At 61.1% G+C, this 26,928-nt stretch carries 24 protein-coding genes; 15 read left to right on the top strand and 9 right to left on the bottom strand.

What is annotated here, in order from left to right; translation table 11 throughout:
• The first annotated feature begins 82 nt into the window (after positions 1–82).
• Complete coding sequence (aroQ, locus tag ACNPM8_RS05670; protein ID WP_105656979.1) at positions 83–535, top strand: type II 3-dehydroquinate dehydratase; 453 nt, start codon at positions 83–85, stop codon at positions 533–535.
• A gap of 9 nt (positions 536–544) precedes the next feature.
• On the opposite strand, the gene ACNPM8_RS05665 is transcribed toward aroQ, so the two are convergent.
• The gene (locus ACNPM8_RS05665) at positions 545–1,735 is read right to left on the bottom strand and encodes a MarP family serine protease (RefSeq protein WP_286134139.1); all 1,191 of its coding nucleotides are present in this window, start codon (positions 1,733–1,735) and stop codon (positions 545–547) included.
• Between the two features lie 204 nt (positions 1,736–1,939).
• On the opposite strand from ACNPM8_RS05665, the gene ACNPM8_RS05660 reads away from it, so the two are divergent.
• On the top strand, positions 1,940–2,617 hold the full coding sequence (locus ACNPM8_RS05660) for a Crp/Fnr family transcriptional regulator (RefSeq protein ID WP_448939441.1): 678 nt from the start codon (positions 1,940–1,942) through the stop codon (positions 2,615–2,617).
• A gap of 68 nt (positions 2,618–2,685) precedes the next feature.
• Here ACNPM8_RS05660 and ACNPM8_RS05655 read toward each other — a convergent pair whose 3' ends face one another.
• Together ACNPM8_RS05655 and ACNPM8_RS05650 are read right to left on the bottom strand one after the other, a co-directional pair.
• Complete coding sequence (locus ACNPM8_RS05655) at positions 2,686–3,600, bottom strand: NUDIX hydrolase (protein ID WP_105656981.1); 915 nt, start codon at positions 3,598–3,600, stop codon at positions 2,686–2,688.
• 61 nt (positions 3,601–3,661) lie between these two features.
• Positions 3,662–4,138 (bottom strand): RidA family protein, encoded by a 477-nt coding sequence (locus tag ACNPM8_RS05650; protein WP_105656982.1) that lies wholly within the window; start codon positions 4,136–4,138, stop codon positions 3,662–3,664.
• 225 nt (positions 4,139–4,363) lie between these two features.
• Here ACNPM8_RS05650 and ACNPM8_RS05645 point away from each other — a divergent pair, with 225 nt between their 5' ends.
• The 4 genes from ACNPM8_RS05645 to ACNPM8_RS05630 all read left to right on the top strand — a co-directional run bounded on the left by ACNPM8_RS05645 (position 4,364) and on the right by ACNPM8_RS05630 (position 11,540).
• Positions 4,364–6,664, top strand: coding sequence for a transglycosylase domain-containing protein (locus ACNPM8_RS05645; protein ID WP_105656983.1), 2,301 nt, complete (start codon positions 4,364–4,366; stop codon positions 6,662–6,664).
• Between the two features lie 119 nt (positions 6,665–6,783).
• On the top strand, positions 6,784–7,737 hold the full coding sequence (locus tag ACNPM8_RS05640; protein ID WP_105656984.1) for a metallophosphoesterase: 954 nt from the start codon (positions 6,784–6,786) through the stop codon (positions 7,735–7,737).
• Between the two features lie 174 nt (positions 7,738–7,911).
• Positions 7,912–9,735 carry an ABC transporter ATP-binding protein gene (locus tag ACNPM8_RS05635; protein ID WP_448939440.1) on the top strand — a complete coding sequence of 608 codons (1,824 nt, stop codon included), beginning with the start codon at positions 7,912–7,914 and terminating at the stop codon, positions 9,733–9,735.
• Positions 9,732–11,540 (top strand): ABC transporter ATP-binding protein, encoded by a 1,809-nt coding sequence (locus tag ACNPM8_RS05630; protein ID WP_400341982.1) that lies wholly within the window; start codon positions 9,732–9,734, stop codon positions 11,538–11,540. The genes ACNPM8_RS05635 and ACNPM8_RS05630 overlap by 4 nt, the downstream gene beginning before the upstream one ends.
• An 85-nt stretch (positions 11,541–11,625) precedes the next feature.
• Here ACNPM8_RS05630 and ACNPM8_RS05625 read toward each other — a convergent pair whose 3' ends face one another.
• Together ACNPM8_RS05625 and purD are read right to left on the bottom strand one after the other, a co-directional pair.
• Entirely contained in the window at positions 11,626–12,531 is a 906-nt protein-coding gene (locus tag ACNPM8_RS05625; RefSeq protein ID WP_332498200.1) for a phosphoribosylaminoimidazolesuccinocarboxamide synthase, read from the bottom strand.
• A 15-nt stretch (positions 12,532–12,546) separates the two neighbouring features.
• Complete coding sequence (gene purD / locus ACNPM8_RS05620; protein ID WP_448939439.1) at positions 12,547–13,833, bottom strand: phosphoribosylamine--glycine ligase; 1,287 nt, start codon at positions 13,831–13,833, stop codon at positions 12,547–12,549.
• A gap of 302 nt (positions 13,834–14,135) precedes the next feature.
• On the opposite strand from purD, the gene ACNPM8_RS05615 reads away from it, so the two are divergent.
• The 4 genes from ACNPM8_RS05615 to purM all read left to right on the top strand — a co-directional run bounded on the left by ACNPM8_RS05615 (position 14,136) and on the right by purM (position 17,698).
• Positions 14,136–14,516, top strand: coding sequence for a sterol carrier family protein (locus ACNPM8_RS05615; RefSeq protein ID WP_105656988.1), 381 nt, complete (start codon positions 14,136–14,138; stop codon positions 14,514–14,516).
• Positions 14,517–14,520: 4 nt separating this feature from the next.
• Positions 14,521–14,847 (top strand): hypothetical protein, encoded by a 327-nt coding sequence (locus tag ACNPM8_RS05610; protein WP_105656989.1) that lies wholly within the window; start codon positions 14,521–14,523, stop codon positions 14,845–14,847.
• Between the two features lie 105 nt (positions 14,848–14,952).
• Positions 14,953–16,476 (top strand): amidophosphoribosyltransferase, encoded by a 1,524-nt coding sequence (purF, locus tag ACNPM8_RS05605; RefSeq protein WP_105656990.1) that lies wholly within the window; start codon positions 14,953–14,955, stop codon positions 16,474–16,476.
• Positions 16,477–16,555: 79 nt separating this feature from the next.
• Positions 16,556–17,698: a phosphoribosylformylglycinamidine cyclo-ligase gene (purM, locus tag ACNPM8_RS05600; protein ID WP_332485915.1), complete on the top strand. Its 1,143-nt coding sequence runs from the start codon at positions 16,556–16,558 to the stop codon at positions 17,696–17,698.
• Between the two features lie 245 nt (positions 17,699–17,943).
• On the opposite strand, the gene ACNPM8_RS05595 is transcribed toward purM, so the two are convergent.
• Together ACNPM8_RS05595 and ACNPM8_RS05590 are read right to left on the bottom strand one after the other, a co-directional pair.
• Positions 17,944–18,834 carry a Sir2 family NAD-dependent protein deacetylase gene (locus ACNPM8_RS05595; protein ID WP_133833708.1) on the bottom strand — a complete coding sequence of 297 codons (891 nt, stop codon included), beginning with the start codon at positions 18,832–18,834 and terminating at the stop codon, positions 17,944–17,946.
• Positions 18,835–19,025: 191 nt separating this feature from the next.
• On the bottom strand, positions 19,026–19,244 hold the full coding sequence (locus tag ACNPM8_RS05590; protein WP_105657086.1) for a DUF3073 domain-containing protein: 219 nt from the start codon (positions 19,242–19,244) through the stop codon (positions 19,026–19,028).
• Between the two features lie 222 nt (positions 19,245–19,466).
• Between ACNPM8_RS05590 and ACNPM8_RS05585 the strand changes: the two genes are divergently transcribed.
• The gene (locus ACNPM8_RS05585; protein ID WP_133833565.1) at positions 19,467–20,108 is read left to right on the top strand and encodes a septum formation family protein; all 642 of its coding nucleotides are present in this window, start codon (positions 19,467–19,469) and stop codon (positions 20,106–20,108) included.
• 73 nt (positions 20,109–20,181) lie between these two features.
• Here ACNPM8_RS05585 and clpB read toward each other — a convergent pair whose 3' ends face one another.
• A complete protein-coding gene (gene clpB, locus ACNPM8_RS05580) occupies positions 20,182–22,770 on the bottom strand; it encodes an ATP-dependent chaperone ClpB (RefSeq protein WP_133833564.1) in 2,589 nt (862 codons plus the stop codon).
• A 218-nt stretch (positions 22,771–22,988) separates the two neighbouring features.
• Here clpB and ACNPM8_RS05575 point away from each other — a divergent pair, with 218 nt between their 5' ends.
• From ACNPM8_RS05575 to ACNPM8_RS05565, 3 genes are all read left to right on the top strand, one after another.
• Positions 22,989–23,435: a DinB family protein gene (locus tag ACNPM8_RS05575; protein WP_448939438.1), complete on the top strand. Its 447-nt coding sequence runs from the start codon at positions 22,989–22,991 to the stop codon at positions 23,433–23,435.
• Positions 23,436–23,465: 30 nt separating this feature from the next.
• Positions 23,466–23,933, top strand: coding sequence for a GNAT family N-acetyltransferase (locus ACNPM8_RS05570; protein WP_133833562.1), 468 nt, complete (start codon positions 23,466–23,468; stop codon positions 23,931–23,933).
• A 308-nt stretch (positions 23,934–24,241) separates the two neighbouring features.
• Positions 24,242–25,426 carry a TerC family protein gene (locus tag ACNPM8_RS05565; RefSeq protein ID WP_105656995.1) on the top strand — a complete coding sequence of 395 codons (1,185 nt, stop codon included), beginning with the start codon at positions 24,242–24,244 and terminating at the stop codon, positions 25,424–25,426.
• A gap of 73 nt (positions 25,427–25,499) precedes the next feature.
• Here ACNPM8_RS05565 and ACNPM8_RS05560 read toward each other — a convergent pair whose 3' ends face one another.
• Complete coding sequence (locus tag ACNPM8_RS05560) at positions 25,500–25,910, bottom strand: YccF domain-containing protein (RefSeq protein ID WP_105656996.1); 411 nt, start codon at positions 25,908–25,910, stop codon at positions 25,500–25,502.
• 126 nt (positions 25,911–26,036) lie between these two features.
• Here ACNPM8_RS05560 and trmB point away from each other — a divergent pair, with 126 nt between their 5' ends.
• Positions 26,037–26,894 carry a tRNA (guanosine(46)-N7)-methyltransferase TrmB gene (gene trmB, locus ACNPM8_RS05555; RefSeq protein ID WP_133833561.1) on the top strand — a complete coding sequence of 286 codons (858 nt, stop codon included), beginning with the start codon at positions 26,037–26,039 and terminating at the stop codon, positions 26,892–26,894.
• Positions 26,895–26,928 lie beyond the last annotated feature (34 nt).

Here is a 26,928-nt window from a genome sequence, read left to right as displayed (position 1 = left end):
TGTGGACGCACGGCGGCTTCTTGTATTACGGGGCCAAAGAATTCGGGCGGGAATTTCCCGGTTGTGTAATAGATTTGAGTTCATGACTGAGAACGCATCGAACACCATCTTGCTGCTCAACGGCCCCAACCTGAATCTGCTGGGCACCCGGGAGCCGGAAATCTATGGCCACGACACCCTGGCCGATGTTGAGCAGCTGGCCCGGGAAACCGCTGCGGCCCTCGGCTTCGAATTGCGCGCCTTGCAGTCCAACCATGAGGGTGTGCTCATCGACGCGATTCACGAGGCCCGCACTACCGCAGCCGGCATCATCATGAACCCCGGCGCATTCACCCATACATCTGTGGCTATTGCCGATGCCATCAGCGGCGTGCAGTTGCCAGCCATCGAGGTGCACATCTCGAACGTGCACAAGCGTGAAGCGTTCCGCCACCATTCCTTCATCTCGCCGGTAGCCAGCTCGATCATCATCGGTGCGGGCGTGCACGGCTACAAGCTGGCGGTTCAGCAGCTCGCGCATTTGCTGGGCAAATAGCCGCAAGCCCTAGCCGGTGACGCAGTCGCCTGTTTTGATGCTGGTGCGCCGATCGCCGCCCAGCTCCATGGCGTTCTCGATCTCTTCGAGGCTCAGGGCGAAGCCGACCTCGTCATCGCTGCGCGACTTGGCGAAGATCAAGCCCACCGCGTCGCCGGATTCATCCAGCAGCGGTCCGCCGGAATTGCCCTGGGCTACTTCCGCGGTGAGCTGGTAGACAGAGATTCGAGATGGGTCCGCGCCATAGATATTGGCAATGGAGACGAAGGCACGGGAAGCGATCAAGGCTCCGCGGATCTGCTGCGGGCCGCCCGCTGGGTGCCCGACAAAGGTTGCCGAGTCGCCGCGCATCAGGTCATCAGCGGCGAGGTCGATAGGCTCTGCCTCCAGCCCTTCGACGTAAAGCAGCGCGATGTCGGCCTTGGGATCGAAATAAACAACCTTTCCGCGGTGAACTTCATCACCGCCGACCTCCACGGTTGCCGCGCTCAATCCGGCGACCACGTGCGCGTTGGTCATGACCAGCTCGTGGTCGACAACGAAGCCTGAGCCGGTCAGGTTCACACCGCATTGCACCGCGGTACCGGAGATCTTGGCGGCCGATTGGGCAGCGGCCAGCTGCAGGTCGTTAGCTGCCCATTCGGTGTTGGCCGGCGCCTGGACCGGGGGCGCGAAAGGCTCCAGGAATGCGGGGAGGGTTTCGGCGATCACCTTGGAGCGTGCGGTGGAAATCGCGGCATCGACAAACTCGGGTGTCAGGCCACGAATCGAGTCGATCATCTTGGACTTGCTGATCTCCAGCGAAAGCCTTGGAATACCCATGCTTGAAGTGGAAAAGGCCAAGCCACCGATGATTGTGGCGGTAATGAACACCGACAGCACGCCACCGGCAATGCGGTCCGCGGCACGCAGGAAATCGACATTCATCCAGTGGCGGATGCGGGTTGCAATCACCCGTCCCAGAGCTTGCCCGAGAATGATCAGCACGGCTGCGGTAGCTATCATCAGGCCGACCCGCCACCAGGGGTTCGTGGCGAAGGTGGAAACCAGCGGGATGGCGAAGAATGCGGCGACGCCGCCGACAATCAGGCCGAGCATGTCGCCAATGGTCAGCAGAAAACCTCGACGAACTCCAACAACGAAAAACGTCAGCAAAACAGCGCAGATGACTACGTCGAGCCAGCTGAAAATTCCGAGCACCAAGACCCCAGTTCATTCATAAAGTTCGTATAGACCCAAGGTACCCTTAGAAGCTGATGGATTTCTGCGAGCAGATTCGCGAGTTTTAGTCGAATGTGCGTGATTTTCAACATTTTCTTGGTTAAACCACGTGTGGAAACTGTCACATTGTTACCGAATACGGCACAATGAAGTAAGCGCCTACTACTGTTGACAGGAGATTTAATGGATATCGAGGTACTGCGTCGCGCGCCACTGTTTGCGTCGCTTGGTGATGAAGTATTCGCCGCGCTAACCGAAGAATTGACCGAGGTTGATCTCTCCCGCGGCGCATCGGTGTTCCGTGAAGGCGATCAGGGTGACCGTCTGTACTTCATCGTTTCGGGCAAGATCAAGCTGGGTCGCACCTCTTCGGATGGTCGCGAGAACCTGATTGCTGTTCTTGGCCCAGGCGAACTGTTTGGCGAGATGGCATTGTTCGATCCACACCCACGCAACGCAACTGCAACCGCCGTGTCCGAGACCCGCTTGGCGGGCCTGAGCCACGAGAACATGCGCAAGGCTATCTTGAGCTCCCCTGAGGTCTCGATCCAGCTGCTGCAGGCTCTGGCTGCACGTCTGCGTCGTACCAATGAGTCCCTGGCCGATCTGGTCTTCTCTGACGTTCCTGGCCGTGTTGCCAAGGCTCTGTTGGATCTGGCTGACCGCTTCGGTCGCCCAGCTACCGACGGCATCCTGGTTGCCCACGAACTGACTCAGGAAGAGCTGGCTCAGCTCGTTGGTGCTTCCCGCGAAACCGTGAACAAGGCTCTGGCCGAGTTCGTGCAGCGCGGCTGGCTGCGCCTGGAAGCACGCGCCGTCGTGATCCTGGATATCCAGCGTCTGCGCCAGCGCTCGCGCTAAACCGCAGTGATGCAAACAGGCCGGGAATCCTTCAAGGATTCCCGGCCTGCTTTGTTTAAGTTCTGCTCTCAGTGCCCGGCAGTAGTCTGCCATGGGCGGGAGGATTCAGCGCTCATGGAGCCAAGGACTTCCAGATAGTAAATGCCATCGCGCACCAGCAGGTCCGGATGCTTGAGATTCAACGAACGGGCCCGCGAAAGGTAGGCGACCACTCCATTGGCCTCCGCCATGGCTTCCAGGATCATTTCCACCGCCGGGTAGCTAATCTCCGAGAGCGCGAGGTTCACTGTGTTGGGTTGGCCAACGCTGTCCCCCAGCTCGCTGGTGCTGCGTTTGGCCAATATTTCCCCGGCGGCACACCAGCGCCCCCATTTGCCTTTGCCGCGCAGCAAGGCAGCCTCCTGGCGGTTGGGCACGGTGGCAGTGAAGTACCAGGTGTCGAAGCGGCGCAGGGCAAAGTTCGGGTTGAGCCAGTGGGATACCGGACGCAAAAGGTCTGTGCGCAAGCCCAGTCCGCGGCGGCGCAGGAATTCGTCGAAGGCCAGGTCCTGTCCGGCGATTGCTTCGCGGGCGGTCATCCAGTCTTCTGCATCGGTCATTTCGACCACGGATTGCTCATCGGTGCCGGCCAGCAGGATTCCGGTCTCTTCGAAAAGCTCGCGGATGGCGCAAACGATGTATGCCTGCGCCAACTGCTGGTCCAGCATGTCCATGCGCTTGGACCATTGGGACAGGCTCGGACCGAACCATTGGTAGGTGGCACGGTCGCTCGCCTCGTGGCTGCCGCCTGGAAAGGCCACGTTGCCCAGTGGGGAGCCCCCGGGGCGATAAGTCAGATAGGTCTCCACGCCGTGGGAAGAATCCCTCACAAGGCAGATGGAGGACGCGCGCCGCGGGGTGCGCGGCGTGCGCGAACCGAAAGAGAACCAGTTTTCGGCGGTGGCAATTTGATGCGGTGGCAAATCAAAGAGCCGGCGCACCATACCGCTGCGCGGCCCCGCCGGGAATGCCCGGCGGGACCGCGCAGCAGGAATCTGGCTTGAATTACTCAAATTCGGCGATGACCTCGACCTCGACAGGTGCATCCAGCGGCAGAACGGCAACGCCGACGGCCGAGCGTGCGTGCAAGCCTGCATCGCCGAGTACCTCGCCGAAGAACTCCGATGCCCCGTTGATGACGCCTGGCTGTCCGGTGAAGTCCGGTGCCGACGACACGAAACCGACAACCTTCACGATGCGCTTAATGCGATCTAGATCACCAATTTCGGCCTTGATGGCGGCTAGCGCGTTAAGCGCAGCGGTCTGCGCCTGGGCCTTCGCCTCCTCGGCCGAAACCTCGGCACCAACCTTTCCAACGGCTGTGAGTTCACCCTTAATCAGCGGAAGCTGGCCAGAGGTGTAGACATAGTTGCCGGTGGTAACGGCTGGCAGGTAGGCGGCTACCGGCTTTGCCACAGCTGGCAAGGCATGACCGAGCTCGGCCAGACGAGCCTCGACACGCGAGGAAGTAGCTTCTTGCATGGGATTTCTCCTTCAGTAAATGTTGTTGCTAGTTACGCTTTCGGACGCTTCATGTAGGCCACTGGAGATGAGCCGTTGGGGCCTGGAACCACGGTTACCAGCTCCCAGCCATCGTCACCCCACTGGTCCAAAATCTGCTTCGTAGCGTGAATCAAAAGCGGCAAAGTGGCGTATTCCCATTTAGTCATACTCGATACGTTAGCGCGTCCTTGTAAACTAGTGGGTATGGCAGCCAAGAAGTCCCCTTTTTTTGATACCGCTACCACCCTGGGAAAAGTCGTTGCATTCTTCGGAATCAGCGCCCTGTGTGGTGTGCTCGCAGCAGGCATGCTCGTGCCCATTGCAGCTATCGCAAAAACCGGTTTGACCACCGGTAACAACATCGTCAGCGCGCTCCCGAGCTCGTTTGAAAAGCTCCCCATCCCGGAGCCTTCCACGATCCTTGACGCTGATGGCAAGGCCATTGCGAACTTCTACCAGCAAAATCGCCAGCCTGTGAAGCTAGATGACATCTCGCCAAACATGCGCAAGGCGATCATCTCGGTGGAAGATGAGCGTTTCTACGAGCACAAGGGCATCGACCCCAAGGGCATCGCCCGTGCAGTAGTTGGCAACCTCACCTCTTCGAGCCGCTCTGGTGCTTCCACCCTGACCCAGCAGTACGTGAACAACCTGCTAGTGAATAACCAGGTGCTCACCGGTTCGGACGAATCCACTGTTTCCGGCCAGAAGGGCTACTCGGATAAGATCCGCGAGCTGAAGTACGCGGTGGCCATCGAGAAGGAAATGTCCAAGGACCAGATCCTGGAGGGCTACCTGAACCTGGTGCTCTTCTCGGGTCGCGAGTACGGCGTGCAGGCTGCCGCTCAGCACTTCTACTCAACCGATGCCAAGGACTTGAACGTGCAGCAGTCGGCCATGCTTGCCGGCATGGTCCAGCTGCCAAACGTCTACAACCCGATCAACAACCCTGAGCGATCCATCGACCGCCGCAACAAGGTGCTGGGCAACATGTACCGCACCGGCGCAATCACCAAGAAGGAATACGACAAGGCGGTGAAGTCGGACCTGGAACTGGATCCGCGCACGTCCCCTTCCGGTTGCACCGCGGCCAAGGAAAATGCCTACTTCTGCGACTACGTCACCAATCTGATCCTTTCCGATGACACCTATGGCAAGACCAAGGAAGATCGCGAAGGCCTGCTGTACCGTGGCGGCTTGACCGTCAAGACCACCCTGAACAGCAAGCTGAACAAGAAGGCCGCCAAGGACGCAGCGAAGGCTATCGATCCAAAGGCCAAGTCCAACACCGACATTTACTCCTCGATCGTTTCGGTCGAGCCGGGCACCGGCAAGATCCTGACCATGGCGCAGAACACCACCTACGGTCCGGAAGTCAAGAACTCGGGCGAGAACACCTATTACAACTTCGCTGTCGAGCGTTCCCTGGGTGGCGCTGGCGGGTTCCAGGGTGGTTCTACCATGAAGCCGTACACCACCTTGGGCTGGCTGTCCGAAGGCAACCGCATGTACGACAAGATCAATGCCAAGAAGCAGGTTTTCGTACCCGGCTCCAAGTGGCGGGCATCTTGCCTTCCCGGAGGAACGACAACTGTTGGTTCTAATTGGGAACCGAAGAATGCATCGCCTGGCTTCTACCGCTCGATGACCGTGGATACCGGCCTGTACTGGTCGATCAATACCGCGACCGTGCAGGAGGCCTACAAGACCGACCTGTGCACCATCGCCGATTACACCAAGAAGCTTGGCGTACTGGATCAGGGCGCCAAGGGCGGCCCTGCCCCGATCTCGCCTTCGAACCCTTCGTTCATCATCGGCTCGGCAGAAATCACCCCGCTGTCCCAGGCCGCCGCATTCGCTGCATTCGCCAACAAGGGCGAGTACTGCGAACCACGCGCCATCAACAGCGTGACCGACAAGGACGGCAACGAGTACAAGGTCAAGAAGGAATCCTGCTCCCAGGAAATCGACCCGACCTACGTTGCCGATCTGAACGGCACCCTGAAGAAGATCGCCACCAACCGCGTCTCCAAGGGCCGCGTCGACGGCCCAATCGCTGGCAAGACCGGTACCAACAACTACGCGTCCTCGACCTGGTTCGTCGGCTACACCACCGGAATTTCCACCGCCACCTGGGTCGGCCGACTCAAGGGCAAGGCCGGCGAAGAGAAGAACCAGATGCACGGCGCGATGGTCAACGACAAGAAGGCCCCTTGGATGGTCGATTCCTCGACCTTCGCCGCCCCGCTGTGGGTGGACTTCATGGAGGAGGCCGTGCACGAATACGAGCGGAACAACTTCGGTTCGGCCCGTCGCCAGCCGCCTCCGCCAAAGCCGAAGGAAGAAGACGATTCCAAGTCCGACTCGGATGAGAAGGACAATGACAAGGAAGAGTCGAAGGAAGATTCCAAGCCTAAGGAAGAATCCTCGCCGAAGCCCGACTCCGATAACAAGGGCAACGGAAACGGCAATGGAAACGGCAACGGCAAGAAGTCCGATGACTAGCTGAATATTCGAAAGGCCGCGTTCAACTTTGGTTGGACGCGGCCTTTCGGTTTAGATTGGCATAGGAGAACTCCACCAGAAGTTGCCTCCGGGCTTGAAAGGACGATGGCACAGAAGTCATGGTTGAACAGAATAATTTCGCTTCGGCATTACGTCATGCCAGCGGTACTGCGGCCCTTGCCGCCACCGGCGCTCTGGCCATCGGCGGAGCTCTGGTGGGCTATGGCATGCTGGAGGCCCAAAAGTTCGGGCTGCGCCACGAATCGCTTAAGGTCCTGCCCCGCGGATACGGCGACATCAAGGTCCTGCACCTTTCGGACATCCACATGGTTCCAGGGCAGGAAGCCAAAACCCAGTGGCTGCGCGGTCTGGCTGATCTGAAGCCCGACTTTGTCATCAACACCGGGGATAACCTCAGCCACCGCAAGGCCGTGCCGGCTTTGATCAAGGCGCTGGAACCGCTGATGGCTTTCCCTGGCGCCTTCGTTCCCGGGTCCAATTGCTACTACGCTCCGAAGCTGAAGAACCCGTTCAGGTATTTGGCTCCTTCCACCGGAACTCCCAACCCTGCCCCGCGGGACCAGTTGCCGTTCGAAGAAATGCACCGGGCCTTCGGCGGAGCCGGCTGGATCAACATGTCCAACCGTGCGCATTCCACGGTGCTCAATGGCCTGCGCCTGGATCTTACCGGCGTGGATGATCCGCACATCGACCGGGACCTCTTCGCTGGCTGGCCGCGTGGTTCCTCCTCAAGCAGCCAGGCGCCCCACGTGCGCATTGCGCTCACCCACGCGCCCTACCAGCGGGTTCTTGACCAATTCACCGAGGCGAAGGCTGATGTCATTTTCGCTGGCCACACCCACGGCGGCCAGGTGTGCATCCCGGGCTATGGCGCATTGGTCTCCAACTGCGATCTGCCTACGTGGCGCGCCCGCGGCCTGAGCGATTGGGAATACAACGGCAACACCGTTCCGTTGAATGTTTCCGCTGGCGTGGGCACCTCGCGCTTCGCTCCGATTCGCTTCGCCTGCCCGCCGGAAGCCATCATGGTTACCCTGGCTGCCCGCGACTAAGCCACGAAATTTCTTCGGGTAATCCCCGGTCAAGCACCTTCTTGGTGCTCGACCGGGGATTATTTGCCTCCAATGTGAAGCACTTCATTCCAATAGTTGCCTATTGATTGAATTATCCCAACTACTGCCGGTAGTCTGTAACTCTGTCAAACTTCTGGATGAATGCGGGGTACCGTGGCTCAAGCTCAACAGGCCGGTTCGAAAGATCCGGTCCCGCTCTCCGCAACACTGAAACGGCTTGCTCCATTCGTCAAGCCGATCTTCCCCCGGCTCTTTTGCGGTTTCCTCTGCGCGCTCGGCGCCGGAATTGTCGCGCTGGCCATCCCCCAGGTGCTCGCCTGGCTGGTCAATGTCGTCCTGCATCGTGATGGGGCAGCCTCGGAGGTGTGGCTCTCTGTTGGCATCGTTGCCGCATTGGGCCTTGTCGAAGCCCTGCTGATCTTCCTGCGCCGCCAATTCGTGCTGAATCCCGCAGCAGGCCTTGAAGCGCAGATGCGCATCCGCTTCTACAAGCACCTGCAGCGCCTGCCCGTGGCGTTCCACGAACGCTGGGGCTCGGGGCAGCTTCTCTCCCGCTCCATGTCGGATCTCTCCTTGTTGCGCCGCTGGCTCGCGTTCGGCGCGATGATGCTGGTTGTTGAAACCGTCACCGTCATCACCGGGCTGGTGCTGATGTTCACCCATTCATGGATCCTGGGACTGCTCTACCTGCTGGGATCTATCCCGATTGCCATCAAGGCCTACCGTTTCCGCAACGACTACCGGGCCGCCAGCCGCCGCAGCCAGGACCAGGCTGGGGACCTGGCCACCGCGGTGGAAGAATCAGTGCACGGCATCCGCGTCATCAAGGCCTTCGGCCGCGGGCCGCATGTCTACGCGGGCTTCAGCGCCCAGGCAAAGTCCCTGCAGGAAACCGAAATAACCAAGGCCAAGACGCTGGCCAGCTTCCTGCTCACCGTCGTTGCGGTGCCTGAAACCATTCTGGGCATCGGCCTGCTGATCGGCATTGCCCAGGTCGCCAACGGCACGCTGAGCGTCGGCTCGCTGGTGGCCTACTTCGCCATCGCCGCGGTCATCGCCGGCCCCGTCGAGGGCATGGGAATGCTGCTGGGCATGACACTGAGCACCAAAACTGCGCTGGACCGCCACTTCGAGGTCATGGATTCAATCAATGACATCGATTCTACCGCGCAGCCCCGGGTCCCTGCAGAACGCGATGGCAGCGTGAAGCTGGAGCATGTGCGCTTCGCCTACCCGGATACCGCCGGTACCCACCGGCCGATCCTGGCCGACATCAATCTGGAGATCCGTCCCGGGGAAACCATGGCCCTTGTCGGCATCACCGGTTCGGGCAAGTCCACCTTGCTGAACCTGGTTCCGCGCCTGCATGAAGCGACCTCCGGCGAGGTGCTCATCCACGGACAGGACGTCAAGGACTGGGACCTCCAGGAACTGCGAACCGAGATCGCCGTGGCTTTCGAGGACACCACCTTATTCTCCACCTCCATCCGCGGCAACGTGCTGCTCGGCGCCCCGGAAAACCTGGATGAGCAGCAGCGCGAAGCCCTGCTCGCCGAAGCCCTGGACGTCGCCCAGGCGCAGTTTGCCTACGCGTTGCCCGAAGGGGTAGACACCTTGATCGGCGAGGAAGGCCTGTCGCTATCGGGCGGGCAGCGCCAGCGCATCGCCTTGGCCCGCGCCATCGCAGCGCGCCCGAGCGTGCTGGTCCTCGACGATCCGCTGTCCGCCCTGGATGTGCGCACCGAGGAACTGGTCACCGAGAGGCTGCGCGAAGTCCTGGCCGGAACCACCACGCTGATCGTGGCCCACCGGCCCTCGACCGTGATGCTCGCCGACCGCGTGGCGCTGCTGCGCGATGGCCGCATCGACGCGGTGGGAAGCCACGCCCACCTGTTGAGCACCAATGAGCATTACCGATTCGTCATCGCCAGCCTGGATGACGAAGACCAGCCAGCCACCGTGGAGGTCTCCCGATGAGCAAGCCACTGGGCGTCGCCAATGAAGACGCCATCAAGCTCTCTGCCGCCGAACGCAAGGTCGTGCGGCAACGTTCCTTCCGGCTGCTGGCCTCGCTGGCCGTGCCGCAGAAGAAGCTTTTCGTCCTCACCGTGGTGCTGGTGCTGTTCTCCAACGCGGCACGCGTGCTGCTTCCGGTGCTGATCGCCTTCTCGATCGACTGGACCCTGCCGCAGGTGCGCGAAGGCAACTGGGGTGCCCTGGGGATGACCGGGGCCGGATACATCGTGTGCGCCGTGCTCAGCGGCGTGCTGCTCTCCTGGTACATCACCAGCGCGGCGAAGATCTCCCAGGCGATGCTCCTGGATCTGCGCCAGCAGGTCTTCCGCCATACCCAGCGGCTGAGCCTCGAATTCCACGAGAACTACACCTCCGGGCGGATCATTTCCCGGCAGACCTCCGATCTGGAAACGCTGCGCGAGCTGCTCGATCAAGGCGTCTCGGAACTGGCCTCCTCCTGCGTGTTCGTGGTCTTCACCCTGGTCTCGATTTTCTTCCTCGACTGGCGCAGCGGCCTGGTGGTCTGCGTGGCCGTCCTTCCGGTAGCGATCCTCTTCTTCTGGTACCAGCGCCGCTCCGAGCTGCTCTACCGCGAATCCCGCGTGGTCTCGGCCAAGGTCATCTCCACCTTCGTGGAAACCATGACCGGCATCCGCGCGGTCAAGGCCTTCCGCCGCGAGGAAGCCAACGACGCGAACTACTCGGATCTCGCGGAGCAGTACCGGGTGAACTCGGTGCGTTCCTTCAACCTCTTCGGCGTCCTGCAGCCGGGACTGGTCCTGATCGGCAACCTGACGGTGGCGGCATTGCTCGCCTACGGCGGATTCCGCATCATCGACGGCACCATGCAGGTCGGTGCGATGGTGGCCATCCTGCTGGCCTCCAAGCGCCTGTTCCAGCCAGTCGAGCAGATCGCCATGTTCTATTCCTCGCTGCAGTCGGCCACCGCCGCCCTGGAGAAGGTTTCGGGGCTGCTGGAGGAAGAACCGACGGTGCGCGAGCCTGCGGCCCCTCGCACCATCCGCAAGGTGGCCGGCGAGCTGGTCTTCAAGGATGCGGTCTTCGGCTACGGCGAGGGCCCGGTGATCATGGAGGAATTCGACCTGCGGATCCCGGCGGGCCAAACGGTGGCCGTGGTAGGCCAGACCGGTGCCGGCAAGTCCACGCTGGCCAAGCTCATTGCCCGCTTCTACGACCTGCGTTCGGGCACCTTGGAACTGGATTCGGTGCCGATCAACGAGCTGTCGAACAAGGAACTGCGCCAGCACGTGGTGATGGTCACCCAGGAGGCGTTCCTCTTCTCCGGATCGGTGGCCGAGAACATCGCGCTGGGCCGGCCGGGCGCCTCGCCGGAGGATATCGAGTACGCCGCCCGTGCGGTCGGCGCCCACGAGTTCATCTTGGATCTGCCTGAGGGCTACGGCACCGACGTGAACAAGCGAGGCGGACGGGTCTCGGCCGGCCAGCGCCAGCTGATTTCCTTTGCCCGCGCCTTCCTTGCCGATCCTGCGGTGCTGATCCTTGATGAGGCCACCAGCTCCCTGGATATCCCTTCGGAACGGGCAGTGCAGCGCGGACTGCAAACCCTGCTGGGCAACCGCACCGCGCTGATCATCGCGCACCGCCTGTCCACCGTGCAGATCGCGGACCGCGTGCTGGTGGTCCACGATGGCAAGATCACCGAGGACGGCACCCCAGCGCAGCTGATTGCCGATGAGGGGCGCTTCGCGGCCCTGCACAAGGCGTGGAAGGACTCGCTGGTCTGATCCCGTCCAGGACAGCGCAAAGCCCTCCGCAGATCACTTCGATCAGCGGAGGGCTTTGCCGTGCGTGGTTGTTCTTCGCCTGCGCCTAGGCGCTGAAGACCTGGCCGGTGAGCCGTTCGTAGGCCTCGATGTAGCGGGCACGGGTCTTCTCGATGATTCCGGCTGGCAGCTGAGGCGGTTCTTCGCCCGAGTTCTTGTCCCAACCCGATTCGGCGGAGGTCAGCCAGTCGCGGACGAACTGCTTGTCGAAGCTGGCCTGCGCCTGGCCCGGCTTGTAGGATTCGGCATCCCAGAAACGCGAGGAATCCGGGGTCAGCACCTCATCGCCCAGGGTGATCTCGCCGGTGGCCGGATCAGCTCCGAACTCCACCTTGGTATCGGCCAGGATGATGCCGCGCGCGCGGGCGATCTGCTCGGCCTGCTCGTACAGGGCCACGGTCTTCTCCCGCAGCGCCTCGGAAACTTCGGCGCCAACGCGTTCCACGGTCTGCTCGAAGGAGATGTTCTCGTCGTGCTCCCCCACCTCGGCCTTGGCCGATGGGGTGAACAGCGCCGGTTCCAGGCGCGAGCCATCCACCAGTCCTGCCGGCAGTGGCAGCTCGCACACGGTCTGCGAGGCCTTGTACTCGGCCAGGCCCGATCCGGTCAGGTATCCGCGGGCGATGCACTCGATCGGGTACATCTCCAGCTTCTTGCACACCATCGCGCGTCCGGCCACCTCGGCTGGAACATCGGTGGAGATGACATGGTTGGCGAAGTCGCCCAGCTGCTCGAACCACCAGAGGCTGAGCTGGGTCAGCACCTTGCCCTTGTCCGGGATTTCGCTGGCCAGCACGAAGTCGTAGGCGCTGATGCGGTCGGAGGCCACCACGAGGACACGGTCGGTGCCTTCGAAGCTGGCGCCCGCAGGCACGTACAGGTCGCGTACCTTGCCCGAGTAGTAATGGTCCCAACCTTCTAGGTCGAGCACTTCAGTCTGGAATCCTGCCATGAGTTCTGTAGTCCTCTACTTGCTTTCGTTGGCGATGGCGATTTCGCCGCGTTCGGCCTTCAACGCAATGTCGGTGCGCGACTGGGCACCGTCCCAGCTGATCTCGGCAACCCCGGCGTACGCTGCGGCGCGGGCCGCGGCGAGGCCATCGCCCAGGCCCACCACGGCCAGTACGCGGCCACCGGAAACAATGATGTTCCCTTCAGCATCCGCGGAAGTTCCGGCATGCATCACGTGCACGCCGTCAATTCCGTTGGCTGCCTCCAGCCCGGAGATCACCGCTCCCTTGACCGGGGTGTCCGGGTAGTTCTCGGCGGCGATGACCACATCAACTGCGGTCTGCGCGGACCAGGTCAGCTGCTCGGCATCATCGAGCCGGCCCTTGGCGGCAGCCAGCAGCACACCGCCCAGCGGAGTCTTCAGCCGGGCAAGGACAGCCTGGGTTTCCGGGTCGCCGAAGCGGGCATTGAACTCGATGACGCGGATGCCGCGCTTGGTGATCGCCAAGCCGCAGTACAGCACGCCGGTGAATGGGGTGCCGCGCTTTTCCATTTCGCGCAGGGTCGGGTAGGCGACGCGGTCCATGACCTCGTCGACGAAGCTCTCCGGCAGCCATTCCAGCGGCGAGTAGGCACCCATGCCACCGGTGTTCGGGCCTTCGTCGTTTTCGAAGATGCGCTTGAAGTCCTGTGCCGGGGCCAGCGGAACAGCATGCTTGCCATCGCAGATGACAAACAGGGAAACTTCTGGGCCATCGAGGAATTCTTCGATCACTACGGTTCCGCCGGCGGCAAAACAGGCTTCTGCGTGCTCCAGCGCTTCGTCGCGATCGCCGGTGACCACGACGCCCTTGCCGGCGGCCAGGCCATCGTCCTTGACCACGTACGGCGCACCGAAGTCATCCAGCGCGCTGGCGGCTTCCTCGCGGTTGGTGGCCACATGGGCCATGGCGGTGGGAACCTCAGCGGCAGCCATGACGTTCTTGGCAAAAGCCTTGGACGCTTCGAGCTGCGCGGCAGCCTGGGGCGGGCCGAAGACCGGGATCTGCGCTGCGATCAGCGCATCGGAAACACCGGAAGCCAGCGGCGCTTCGGGGCCGACGACCACCAGATCGCTGCCCAGTTCCCGGGCGAGCGCGACGACTGCGGCAGGATCCTGCGCATCGATCGCGTGGGTAGTGACGTCCTGTGCGATACCGGCGTTGCCGGGGGCGCAATGAACTTCGTTGACGTAGGGGTCTGCACTCAGTGCACGGACAATTGCATGCTCACGGCCGCCTGGGCCAATAACCAGTACCTTCACCCGGTCGAGTTTACCGGAGATCCAGCGGGTCAACCGCGTCTATGACGCGCAGGCATTAGCCGCAGGCCCCGTCCATCTGGCCGCCCGCCTGGCACCGGGCCGAGGGGCGAATTCGGCGCCAGCAAGCCCAAAGCGCCCCCTGGAAGTCTTCGGCACAGCATCATGCCGGCATCCAACCGGCGCTGCGGTGGCTGAACTAGAGTTGGCATGGCTGGATTTCTCGGTTTTCCAGATCCACAGTAGATGCCCAGCGCACGCAAATATGACGTTTCTCCGTCATTGAGAGAAAGTGGAATCGACCCATGGCAATCAAACGGCGCGTTGATGAAACCGCTGGCCGAGCGGCCCTGCGCGAATGGTCCGGAACCACGCAGGGACAAGGAAAAATAGCCCGCCCGGTGCTCGCCACCGCGGTGCGCTTTTCGCTGGAGGAGCTGGCCTCCCGCGCCGAGGGCAACTCGGTCGAGGTACGCGTTCCGCCCTTCGGTGTGACTCAGTGCATAGCGGGTCCCCGGCACACCCGCGGAACACCTCCGAATGTAGTCGAAATGCCTGCTGAGCTCTGGCTTTCCCTTGCTACTGGGCGTATCGGCTGGGCCGAGGCCTTGCAGACTGGGCAATTGCATGCTTCGGGACTTAGGGCAGACTTGTCAGCGCACCTACCACTTATTGAGTACCCTTAAGGGTATGGAGCAACACCCCGCTACCCCGTCTTCTGCCGATCAGAGTGTTGAAGTGCATATTCACTCGTCGCCCAAGTTCTGGCCGTTCATTTTGACTTTCGCGGTCCTTGGCGCGCTAGCCGGTCTCATCATTGGCCTGCTTGGCGAACCATCGCAGGATTACACCCGCACCTCGGCGTCCGGATTCTTCGCCATATTCGGTGCAGGCCTGGGCGTAGGCATCGGCGCATTGGCGTATGTGATTGTTGATCGCGTGACCTCACGCAAAACCACCAAGCATCTGGCAGTTCCTCTGGCCGAGGACACTGACTCCAGCGGACTACAAGGCTAGGCAGCTTTTCTCCTGAATTAGAAGAGCAGGCGGCCGCGCACCTGGCCGCCACCCACCACATTTTTGGTCGGTGTCGACCAACTGGAACATGAGAGAATAACCAACATGGCGCGTGGCGATGGATTCTTAAATCACGACCTGCTTCCAAACGAAAAGGGGCCGCAGGATGAATGCGGCGTTTTTGGCGTTTGGGCTCCTGGCGAAGAGGTCGCAAAACTCACCTATTACGGCCTGTATGCCCTGCAGCACCGCGGACAGGAATCCGCTGGTATTGCCACGAGCGACGGTGCGCGTATCAACGTCTACAAGGACATGGGCCTGGTCTCCCAGGTGTTCGACGAGAATACGCTGAACTCCATGGCCGGCCAGCTGGCTATCGGCCACTGCCGCTACTCGACCACCGGTGCCAGCCACTGGGCCAATGCGCAGCCGACCTTGGGCCCGACCCAGGCCGGTACCGTCGCCCTGGCCCACAACGGCAATCTGACCAACTCCGCTGATCTGGCCGATATGGTCTCCGCCAAGCAGCAGGCCGAAGGCGGCAAGGTCCGCGGCGAACTCGCCCAGGGCAACACCACCGACACCGCCTTGGTCACCGCCTTGCTGGCCGGTTCCGAAGGCCAGTCGCTGGAAGAAACCGCGCTGGAGCTGCTGCCGAAGATCGAAGGCGCCTTCTGCTTCGTCTTCATGAACGAGGACACCCTCTACGCAGCCCGCGACCCGCATGGTGTTCGCCCCCTGGTCCTGGGCCGGCTGGACCGAGGCTGGGTTGTTGCTTCGGAGCAGCCTGCACTGGCTACCGTTGGCGCCTCGTTCATCCGCGAAATCGAACCCGGCGAAATGATCGCCATCGACGAGAACGGCGTGCGTTCCACCCGCTTCGCCGAAGCCACCCCCAAGGGCTGCGTCTTCGAGTACGTCTACCTGGCTCGTCCCGATGCTGCCATTGCCGGCCGCTCGGTCTACGAATCCCGCGTGGAAATGGGCCGCCAGCTGGCCCGCGAGAACAGCGCGGACGCGGACATCGTGATCCCGGTTCCGGAGTCCGGCACCCCGGCCGCCATCGGCTACGCCGAGGAATCGGGCATTCCATTCACCCACGGCTTCGTGAAGAACGCCTACGTGGGCCGTACCTTCATCCAGCCATCGCAGACCCTGCGCCAGCTGGGCATCAAGCTCAAGCTCAATGCGCTGGAAACCGTGCTGCGCGGCAAGCGCGTCGTGGTGGTGGATGATTCGATCGTCCGCGGCAACACCCAGCGCGCGGTGGTGCGCATGCTGCGCGAGGCCGGTGCCGCCGAGGTGCATGTGAAGATCTCCTCGCCTCCGGTCAAGTGGCCTTGCTTCTACGGCATCGACTTCGCCTCGCGTGCCGAGCTGATCGCCAACGGCGCTGCCGTGGCTGAGATCGCGACCTCCATCGGCGCGGACTCCTTGGCCTACATTTCCGAAGACGGCATGATCGAAGCGACCCGCCAGCCGCGCGAGCGCCTGTGCACCGCGTGCTTCACCGGCGAGTACCCGATCGCCTTGCCGAACGAGGAGCGCCGCGGCAAGAACCTGCTGGAGCGCAGCAACCAGGGCGGCTGCGAGCCAGGTCCTGATGCCGAGTTCGAAACCAACAGCTAATCCCCTCCACGATCCCAACCATCTCGTTGCAAAGGGCGCCGGAAATGCGGCGCCCAGAACAGAAAAGGAACCGACTGCCATGAGCGGCAATGATCAGCAGCCAACTTCCATCACCTATGCCGGTGCCGGCGTTGACGTTGAGGCCGGTGACCGTGCCGTTGAGTTGATGAAGGGCGCGATCAAGGCAACCCACACCGCGGGCGTTGTCGGAGGGGTCGGCGGCTTCGCCGGGCTCTTCGATGTATCGTTCCTGACCGGTTACAAGAAGCCGTACCTGGCTACCTCCACCGACGGGGTGGGCACCAAGGTTGCCATCGCCCAGAAGCTGGACATCCACGACACCATCGGCCAGGACCTGGTCGGCATGGTGGTCGACGATATTGTCGTGGTGGGCGCCAAGCCGCTGTTCATGACCGACTACATCGCCACCGGCAAGGTCGTCCCGGAGCGCATCGCGGATATCGTGCGCGGCATCGCGGAAGGCTGCAAGCTGGCCGGCACCGCGCTGGTTGGCGGCGAAACTGCGGAGCACCCGGGCCTGCTGGCCGAGGACGAATACGATGTTGCCGGTGCTGCTACCGGTGTCATCGAAGCTGACCAGCTGCTGGGCCCGGAGCGCGTGCGGGCCGGCGACGTCGTCATCGGCATGGCGTCCTCGGGCATCCACTCCAACGGCTACTCGCTGGTGCGCCGCGTCATCGCCCACGCCAAGTGGGAGCTGGAACGCGAAGTTGCAGAGTTCGGCAAGACCTTGGGCGAGGAACTGCTGGTTCCGACCCGCATCTACACCACCGCTTGCCTGGATCTGGTGGGCGAGCTGAACGACGGCGAGAACTTCGGCGTGCACGGCTTCAGCCACGTCACCGGTGGGGGCCTGGCTGCCAACCTGGCTCGCGTGCTGCCCCAGGGCCTGATGGCCCGTGTGGACCGCTCGACCTGGTCCCTGCCAGCAGTCTTCTCCACCATCGCCCAGCTGGGCAACGTGCCGCAGCCTGACCTTGAGCGCACCCTGAACCTGGGTGTGGGCATGGTTGCTGTTGTTGATCCAGCTGTAGCTGATCGTGCCGTAGAGCTGCTGAACAAGGCTGGCATGGGAGCTTGGGTCATGGGCGGCGTCGAGAATATCGATCCAGCGGCAGCCGATGCCGGACTGGACTACGTCCAGGGAGCCAAGGGCGTTGACGGCGGCGCAGTGCTGCTGACCGGCAACTACGCCAAGTAGTACTCGCAGGATCCGCTTCCTTGCCGATGCGCCGCACTGATCCCAGTGCGGCGCATCGGTTCTTTAACGCCATCGCCATGCGAATGGGGATGCAGGGTTGACCGGAGCCCTCTTGCCCGGCTTCCAGGCGCCAGGCAATGCTGCCGGTGGTGCTGCACCAGTGCGAGCTTCCTGCCGGGCTGAGTGCCCAGAGCAGCATTTGGCACGCTTCATTGGTGTCCCTTGCGGGACGAAATACCGGCCTGCTAGTCCAGTTGCTTCAGGGCGTGCTCCAAAGGCACACGCCAGCGCCAGGTTGCTTTTTGTTCACCGCGGACGTGGCCGTTGGTAATCAGCGCCACCGGCAAATCCCGCTTGACGAAGTTCAACAGGATCTTGTACCCGCTCATCACTGCAAGGGAGGAGCCCAGCACCAAGAGCGATGTGGATTCCGCTTCCAGTGCCGCAATGCGTTCCTTGCGTTCAACCGGAACGTTCTCGCCGAAATACACCACATCAGGCTTCAGGGCCAGCGAGCCGCAGCTCAAGCAGGCCACCATGTTGAACCGGTCAACCAGATACTGGGGCAGCTCCACATCCCCATCGGGGTTCACCGCGCTGGGGTCGATTTCCACGGCTTCCAAATAGCCTTCGTTGGCCGCCTGCAGGCGCAGATCAAAGTCATTGCGGTTCTCGCTGTACCCGCAGTCCAGGCAGCGGACGATCGACAAGTCGCCATGGACCGGAATGACCCGTTTGGATCCGGCCTGCTGGTGCAGCCCGTCAACGTTCTGCGTAATGATTCCACTGAGTTTCCCGTGCTCTTCCCACTGCACCAAGCGCTGGTGAATGTGGTTAGGCTCGGCTTTGTCCATATGGCGCCAGCCGACGTAGCCACGGGCCCAATAGCGCTGCCGGGCTTCAGGACGGAATCGGAATTCTTGATAGGTCATCGGCCGGTGGCGCTGCAATGAACCGTTGGGTCCCCGGTAGTCGGGGATTCCGGAATCGGTAGAAACACCGGCTCCGGTGACCACCAGGACCCCGCCAGCGGAAAGCATTTGGCGCACCCCGGCACGCGCTTCAGCTTCCGGGGATTCAGGTGCCTGCTGCTCGACAATGCGCTGCATCGACCGGATGGCCGAATGATGCGCCATCTGGATGGATAGCTCTTCTGGAGTGCTCACGTTCCACCTAACAATTACTGGGCACGACAAAGGCCGCAACGACTAAAAGCTAATTTAGCTTAGTCGCTGCGGCTTGTCGCAAAATGTACTGAAGAGCTGTACCACTCAATGCTTAAGGTGTGGCACTCTGAGCCAAGGACTCCCGGCATCAGAAGACGAGGCTACTCGTCTTCGTCATCTCCCGAGTACTTCTTAGTCAGCTCGTCGTATTCCGAATATTCTTCGTCATACGATGAATCATTACGCTCAGTGTTCTGAGCATGATGATCGGACTGAACGCCCAACTCGCGTTCAAGTGCCGAAAGGTCAGTGGACGGCGAGTAGTACTTGATATCTCGCGCCTGACGCTGTGCTTTAGCCTTTTGACGGCCGCGCCCCATGGCGTGACCCCCTCTTTTCAGTAGAGTCGGGAGGTGGTCCACCGTGAAAAGATGAAGGCCCCCGAATATGTGATCAGTTCTTTCGTAATTAAAGGTTAACACGATTCACCGGCGAGCGCTGAATGCAACACCCTCCGAAACCGCTAGACTGTCGATTAGTCCAACGACTATGTATTGAGCCGGCGAGCGATCGCCCGACCCAACCACGAAGGAGCTCAACAGGTGGTGGAAAACAATCTGCCCGAGCCGCAGGCGGCTTTGCCGCCATTGCAGCCAGAACCGGAGAAGCCCAAGCGTCAAAGTGCCCAATGGGCCTTGATGATTGTCGCCGTTCTCGCACTGGCCGCGGCAGTGGTTTTCGTGGTGTTGAGACTAGTGGATCCCCCTGCTTCGCCAACTGCGAACAACGTGGAGCGCAACGAGAATCCAGGCCTCGACGGCATTGTTGCCACCGAGATGCCTCCAACCCAGTTGGAGCAAGGCGACTGCCTGCGCGGATTCAATTCACCACTGGATCCGCAGACGGTCGTAACCTGTGATTCCTCCCACAATGCCCAACTGATCGGCATCTTCCAGGTCACTGGCGAGGAGTACCCGGGAGCCAACGTGCTGCTCACCCAATCCGAAGACCTGTGCAAATCGGTGTCACTGGATCCTCGTGCAGGGCTGGACTCCACCTGGACCTATCACTTCTCGCGTCCCTCGGAGAGCACCTGGGGCCAGGGCGACCGCACCGTTTCGTGCTTCCTGAGCCTGTCCGAGGGCGACGTCCGCAACTCGTTGCTGCCAGAGGGCTCTACGGATGGAGAATCGGAGAACTCCGAAGAGGAGCCGTCCAAGGCACAGGAGACCACCGACAGCTAAGTCTGCGTTCAGGAAAAATGGCGAGGGCATGAACGGGATTCCATCCGTTCACGCCCTCGCCATTGCCAGGCTCCTAGGCCTTCTTGGCAACTTTGAGCTTGTCGCCAACTTCGTCCAGGGTGACCCCTACAGTATCCCCGTCCTGCACCGTTCCAGCCAGGATCTCCTTGGCCAGCCGGTCTCCGATCTCGCGCTGCACCAGGCGGCGCAGCGGACGAGCGCCGTAGGCAGGATCGTAACCGGTCAGGGCCAGCCAATCGCTGGCGGCCTGATCCACCTCCAGGTTCAAGCGGCGGTCGGCCAAGCGCTGTGCGAGCAGGTCGATCTGCAGCTTGACGATGCTGCCCAGCTCTTCGATGCTCAATGGGTCGAAGAGGATGACCTCATCGAGACGGTTCAAGAACTCCGGCTTGAACGATGCATTGACCACGCTCATCACCGCTGACTTCTTGGCCTCGTCTTCCATGCTCTGGTCCACCAGGAACTGGGAACCCAGATTCGAGGTGAGGATCAGAATGGTATTCCTGAAGTCCACGGTGCGGCCTTGGCCATCGGTCAGCCGCCCGTCATCGAGCACCTGCAGCAGGATATCGAATACTTCCGGATGCGCCTTTTCCACCTCGTCCAGCAGAATCACCGAGTACGGGCGGCGGCGCACAGCTTCGGTCAGCTGCCCGCCCTCTTCATACCCTACGTAGCCCGGAGGGGCACCGACCAGGCGCGAAACCGCATGCTTCTCCGAGTATTCGGACATGTCGATCCGCACCATCGCCCGTGGATCATCGAAGAGGAAGTCAGCCAGGGACTTGGCCAGCTCGGTCTTGCCGACACCGGTAGGACCCAGGAACAGGAAGGATCCGGTAGGCCGGTTCGGGTCGGCAATGCCGGCGCGGGTACGGCGAACGGCGTCAGAGACAGCGGCAATAGCCTGCTTCTGCCCCATCAGGCGCTGCCCGATGATTTCTTCCATATCCAGCAACTTCTGGCTTTCGCCCTGCAGCATGCGCCCGGCCGGAATACCGGTCCACGCCGAGATGACTTCTGCAATGTCATCCGCGGTGACTTCCTCGGCAACCATGGTGTGCGTATCGGCCTTATCGGCTTCGGCAGCTGCCGCCGCATCCAGTTCCTGCTGCAGCGTTGGGATCTCCCCGTAGAGCAGGCGAGAGGCCTGCTCCAGGTCGCCCTCGCGCTGGGCCTTGTCGGCCTGGCTGCGTAATTCGTCGAGCCTGACCTTCAGGTCGCCGACGCGGTTCAAGCCAGCCTTCTCGGCTTCCCACTGGGAGTTCAGCGCGTCCAGCTGTTCCTTCTTGTCGGCCATGTCCTTGCGCAGCGCATCCAGGCGTTCCACCGAAGCTGGATCCGTTTCATCGGACAGCGCCAGCTCCTCCATGGTCAGCCGGTCCACCTCGCGGCGCAGCTCATCGATTTCCTCCGGAGCCGAGTCGATCTCCATGCGCAGGCGGCTAGCGGCCTCATCGACCAGGTCGATGGCCTTGTCTGGCAGCTGGCGGCCGGAGATGTACCTGTTGGACAGCGTGGATGCTGCCACCAAGGCGGAGTCCGCAATGGAAACCTTGTGGTGCGCCTCGTAGCGCTCCTTCAACCCACGCAGGATGGCAATGGTGTCATCCACGCTGGGCTCACCGACATACACCTGTGCGAAGCGGCGTTCCAGGGCGGGATCCTTCTCGATGTTCTCGCGGTACTCGTCCAAGGTAGTAGCACCAATCAAGCGCAACTCGCCGCGGGCGAGCATTGGCTTGAGCATGTTCCCCGCGTCCATGGCGCCTTCGGAGGCTCCGGCGCCGACCACGGTGTGGATCTCGTCAATGAAGGTGACAATCTGGCCGTCCGAAGCCTTGATCTCTTCCAATACCGACTTCAGCCGCTCTTCGAATTCGCCACGGTACTTGGCGCCGGCGACCATGGCGCCCAGATCCAGCGAGATCAGGGTCTTGCCACGCAGGGATTCCGGCACGTCGCCCGCGATCATGCGCTGGGCAAGCCCCTCAACGACAGCGGTTTTGCCAACGCCTGGCTCGCCGATCAGCACCGGGTTGTTCTTGGTTCGGCGGGAGAGCACCTGGACCACGCGGCGGATCTCGCGGTCGCGGCCGATGACTGGATCCAGCTTGCCCGAGCGCGCCAGGGCGGTCATGTCGGTGCCGAACTTCTCCAGGGACTGGAAGGTGGCCTCCGGATCCGGATTATCGACCTTGCGGTCGCCGCGGATGGTGGGCAAGGTGCCCACCAGCAGTTCGCGGGTGGCCCCGAATTCGCGCAACGCGTCGCCGGCCTTGGTCTGGTCTGATGCCAAGGCGATAAGCAGGTGCTCGGTGGAGACGTAGGTGTCCCCCATTTCTGCGGCAGCCGCTTGGGCGTTGCTCACAACCTGCAGCACCTGTCGGGAGTACTGGGCTTGGGCCACTGAACTGCCGGAGCTGGAAGGCAATGCGTTGATGACAGCGCTTGCCTTGACCGAAAGCGCGTCGACATCCAATCCGGCGGTCTTCAGGAGGGCGACTGCGACGGAGTCGCGCTGGTCCAGCAAGGCCTTCAGCAGGTGCGCAGGTTCAATCTGCGGATTGCCTGCGGTTGAAGCGTTCATCCCGGAAGCCGAGAGGGCTTCTTGGCTCTTAGTGGTGAGTTTGGTGTCCACGCGCATCCTTTCTCTAATTGGGTGAACCCATAAACTTGAGTGTACTTAACTCAACTCTACTCGCACTCTTCGTATTCCAGCTAGAGCAAGATTTTCGAAAGATTTTCCATTTCACTTGCCCCAGAGGCAAAATACCTTGTCACTGACGATTTGCCGACTTAAGATAAGGCATGGCCAACCCGGATTCCAAAGACATTTTTTCACTGACCCACGATGATATGGTCCAAGTTTTCATCGATCAGCACCGGCAGATGCTGCTTTCCTGCACCGGCGGACTGAGTGAAGCCGAAGCCAGATTGAAGTTGGTTGAATCCAAGACCACGCTGCTCGGGCTGGTGAAACATGCGATCTTCGTGGAACGGGTCTGGTTCGGTGAAGCAGCCACCGGCCGGAGCCGTGCAGAGCTGGGCATTGCCTCTTCGCCCAGCAAATCATTCGACTTGGAGGCTTCCGACACCATCGATTCGATTCGGCACGAATATGCCCAAGCCATCGAACTGTCGCATCAAGCAGTCGAAGGCAAAACAGGAGATGACGTCTTCTCAGGCAACCGGCGTGGACCGCTGCCGCTGCGCTGGATCCAGCTGCATATGCTGCGTGAACTGGCACAGCATTGCGGACACGCAGATATCCTGCGTGAACAAATCCTGGCCGCGCGGAAATAGCGTGCCGCCCTCAACCGGTAGACTCCGGGCATGCCATTAGAACTCCACCCGCTTCCCGCTGAAGAATTCCATTCGTGGATGGCACGAAGTACCGCCGAGTACGTATCGGACCTTGTTGCCGCTGGCAGTTCCCAGCACAAGGCGCAGGAAGATGCAGACCGGGCCATGACCCGGGCCTTTCCCACCGGATTGCCAAGTTGCACCAATGCGGTATTCACCCTGGAGCATGGCATTTTCGGCGATGTGGGCTATGTCTGGATCGGCCACGACACCTCAGGCGATCCGGCTTCATGGTGGGTTTGGGACATAGTTGTCGACCCCGGGCACCGCGGCAAGGGGTTCGGACGCCAGGCCATGAATTTGGCCGAAGAATACGCCCGTGCCCACGGCGCACGTACCCTGGGGCTGAATGTGTTCGGATTCAACCAGAGCGCTCGCGGCCTCTATGAATCGCTTGGATATGAAACCACCAGCATCAAGATGCACAAGTCGCTCTAGCAGCGCCTAGTTCCTGCCCCTAGCCCACGTTGCTCCAAGCAAAGTGCATTCTTCGAATTGCTATTGACGCCTACCCAACTGCACAAAGACAAAGTACATTACAGATCATCATGACATCCACGGACCAAGATTTTTCCAGAAGCATCGCATCAGGATAAGCTGGTAGAACGTAAGGGAGTATTCATAATCGTTGAATCCGTCAATACGCAGGACTTCATGGTCCTGCCGGGTTTTGCGGCCAGCCCCGGGGTCGGTGAAGAGACTTACTCAGATGCGTTCGCGCGCTACTTACGAAAGCAGGAATCCCTATGGGAGTTTCCCCTATGATTTGGGGCATCACGATTGTCGTGATTCTCGCCCTTCTGGCCTTCGACTATTTCTTCCACATCCGCAAGGCCCACGTTCCATCGCTGCGTGAAGCAGCGATCTGGTCCAGCATCTATGTTGGCTTGGCCCTCGTTTTCGGTGTGCTGGTGCTGGTCTTCGGCGGAATCGACATGGGTGCCGAGTACTTTGCCGGCTACATTACCGAGAAGGCCCTGTCGGTCGACAACCTGTTCGTCTTCCTGATTATCATCGCCAGCTTCCGCGTACCCCGCGAAGACCAGCAGAAAGTCCTGCTCTTCGGCATCGTCTTCTCGCTGATCGCACGTACCGCCTTCATCTTTGTCGGCGCGGCGCTGATCAACCAGTTCGCTTGGGTCTTCTACCTGTTCGGCCTGATCCTGCTGTTGACCGCAGGCAACCTGCTGAAGAAGGATGACGAATCTGATGAGGCCAACAACTTCATCATCCGGATCGCCAAGAAGCTATTCCACACTACCGACAACTATGACGGCGACAAGCTGTTCACCAAGATCGATGGCAAGAAGGTCCTGACTCCGATGCTGCTGGTCATGGTGGCCATCGGCGGTACCGATATTCTCTTCGCTCTGGATTCCATCCCTGCGATCTTCGGACTCACCCAGAACGTCTACATCGTGTTCACGGCTACCGCCTTCTCGCTCATGGGACTGCGCCAGCTCTACTTCCTGCTCGACGGATTGCTGGACCGCTTGATCTACCTGTCCTACGGGTTGGCAGCAATCCTGGCATTCATCGGCGTGAAGCTGATCCTGCATGCACTGCACGAGAACAACTTGCCATTCATCAATGATGGTGAGCACGTGATGGTCATTGAAATCAGCACCGGCCTGTCGCTGAGCGTCATTATCGGTGTCCTGGTGCTGACAATTCTCGCTTCGCTGTTCAGCAAGGCAGGCAAGGCCCAGACTGCCATCGGCAACCTGCGCCGCCATGCCAACAGCTACAACGACCTGAGCTACACCTCGGACGCGGTCGAACGCGAACGCATCTACCGCGCCTTGGTGGAGGAAGAAGCGTATGTGAAAACCATGGAAAAGAAGTACCGCGACAAGGCCAAGGACGTGGACAAGATCCGTGTCGAGGTCGCCGAAGCGCACCGCCAGCACGATGAGTACCTCAAGAGCTGATCAGGTTCGTACATAAAGCGAATGGCTGCCAACCCCATCAAGGGTTGGCAGCCATTCGCTGTCTTGGCGCAGCCTAGCGGCGAACACCGCCGATGAAATAGTCCGAAGGCACAATGACCTTGCCCAGAGGCATCAGGGAAACCGGGATCATCTTCAAGTTTGCGATCCCCAGCGGGATGCCGATAATCGAAATGAACATCGGGATCGCGGTTACCACGTGCCCAACGGCAATCCAGATACCAGCAAAAATGATCCAGATGATGTTGCCCAGGGTGGAGAACGCGCCTACCGGGCCGTTGTCGACCACGGTGCGGCCAAACGGCCACAGCGCATAGCCGGCAATGCGGAACGAGGCGATGCCGAATGGAATGGTCACGATCAGCACGCAGCAGATGATGCCTGCCAACACGTAGCCCAAGGCCAGCCACAGGCCGCCGAAAAGCAGCCAAATAATGTTGAGAATACCGCGCACTAAATCAGTCATGGTTATATTCTCTGTCTTTTGCCTGTTTTACTCCATCGGGGATCCCCCCGATTTTCTTCTAGGGGTGTCCAATCCCCTACCGTTCGGCAAGCATCGAAGCAGCTTGCTCGGATAGGATTAATCATCATGAGCGAATCGAGCGAGCAGCAGCGCCCAGCCCACGGCACTGCCCCTAGGAACCCAGACCTTTTCCGTGCCGAGCCGGTATCCTTCGTGCGCCGCGGCAACCGCCTGCAGGGCCGCCGTGCCAGCGCCTGGGAGCGCAATGCCGATCAGTACGTCATTGAGCCGCCCCGCAAGATCGCCGACACTTCGGTTGCCGATGACTTCCAGCTCGATCCTGCCGAGGCTTTCGGACGCACCGCACCGCTGATCGTGGAGATCGGCACCGGCCTGGGCGAATGCATCGCCAACGCCGCCAAGGATGATCCCGAGCGCAACTACCTCGCCGTTGAGGTCTACCGTCCGGGCCTGGCCCAGCTGATGCTGAAGGTCGAGTCTTTCGGCATCACCAACGTCCGCGCAGTGCAGGCCAATGCCCCAGAGGTTCTGGATGTCATGCTGGACGAGAACAGCGCCGATGAGATCTGGATCTTCTTCTCAGATCCATGGCACAAGCCGCGCCACCATAAGCGTCGCCTGATCAAGGCCTCGTTCCTGGACAAGGTCTCCCGCGTGCTCAAGCCGGGAGGCACCCTGCGCTTGGCCACCGACTGGTCCAACTACGCCGAGCAAATGCGCGAAGTCCTCGAAGCCCATCCGGACTTCGAGAACCAGCATCATGGCAATCTGTCCGGCACTGAGAGCAACCTGACCAAGGTGCGCCGCGAGGGCATGGAAGGCTTCGACCCCGAGCCAGAATTCACCGATGCCCAGGGTGGCTGGGCCCCGCGTTTCGAGCGCCGGATCCTGACCAGCTTCGAAGGCAAGGCGCTCAAGGCTGGTCGTCTGGTCTTCGATCTGGCGTACACCCGCATCGGCTAGTCGCCGAAATAAAGCATTGAAGAGGCCATGGAAT

This window comes from Glutamicibacter sp. AGC46, assembly GCF_053543715.1.
The sequence above is the reverse complement of the archived record's forward strand: the minus strand, read 5'-3'. Positions and strand labels throughout refer to the sequence as shown.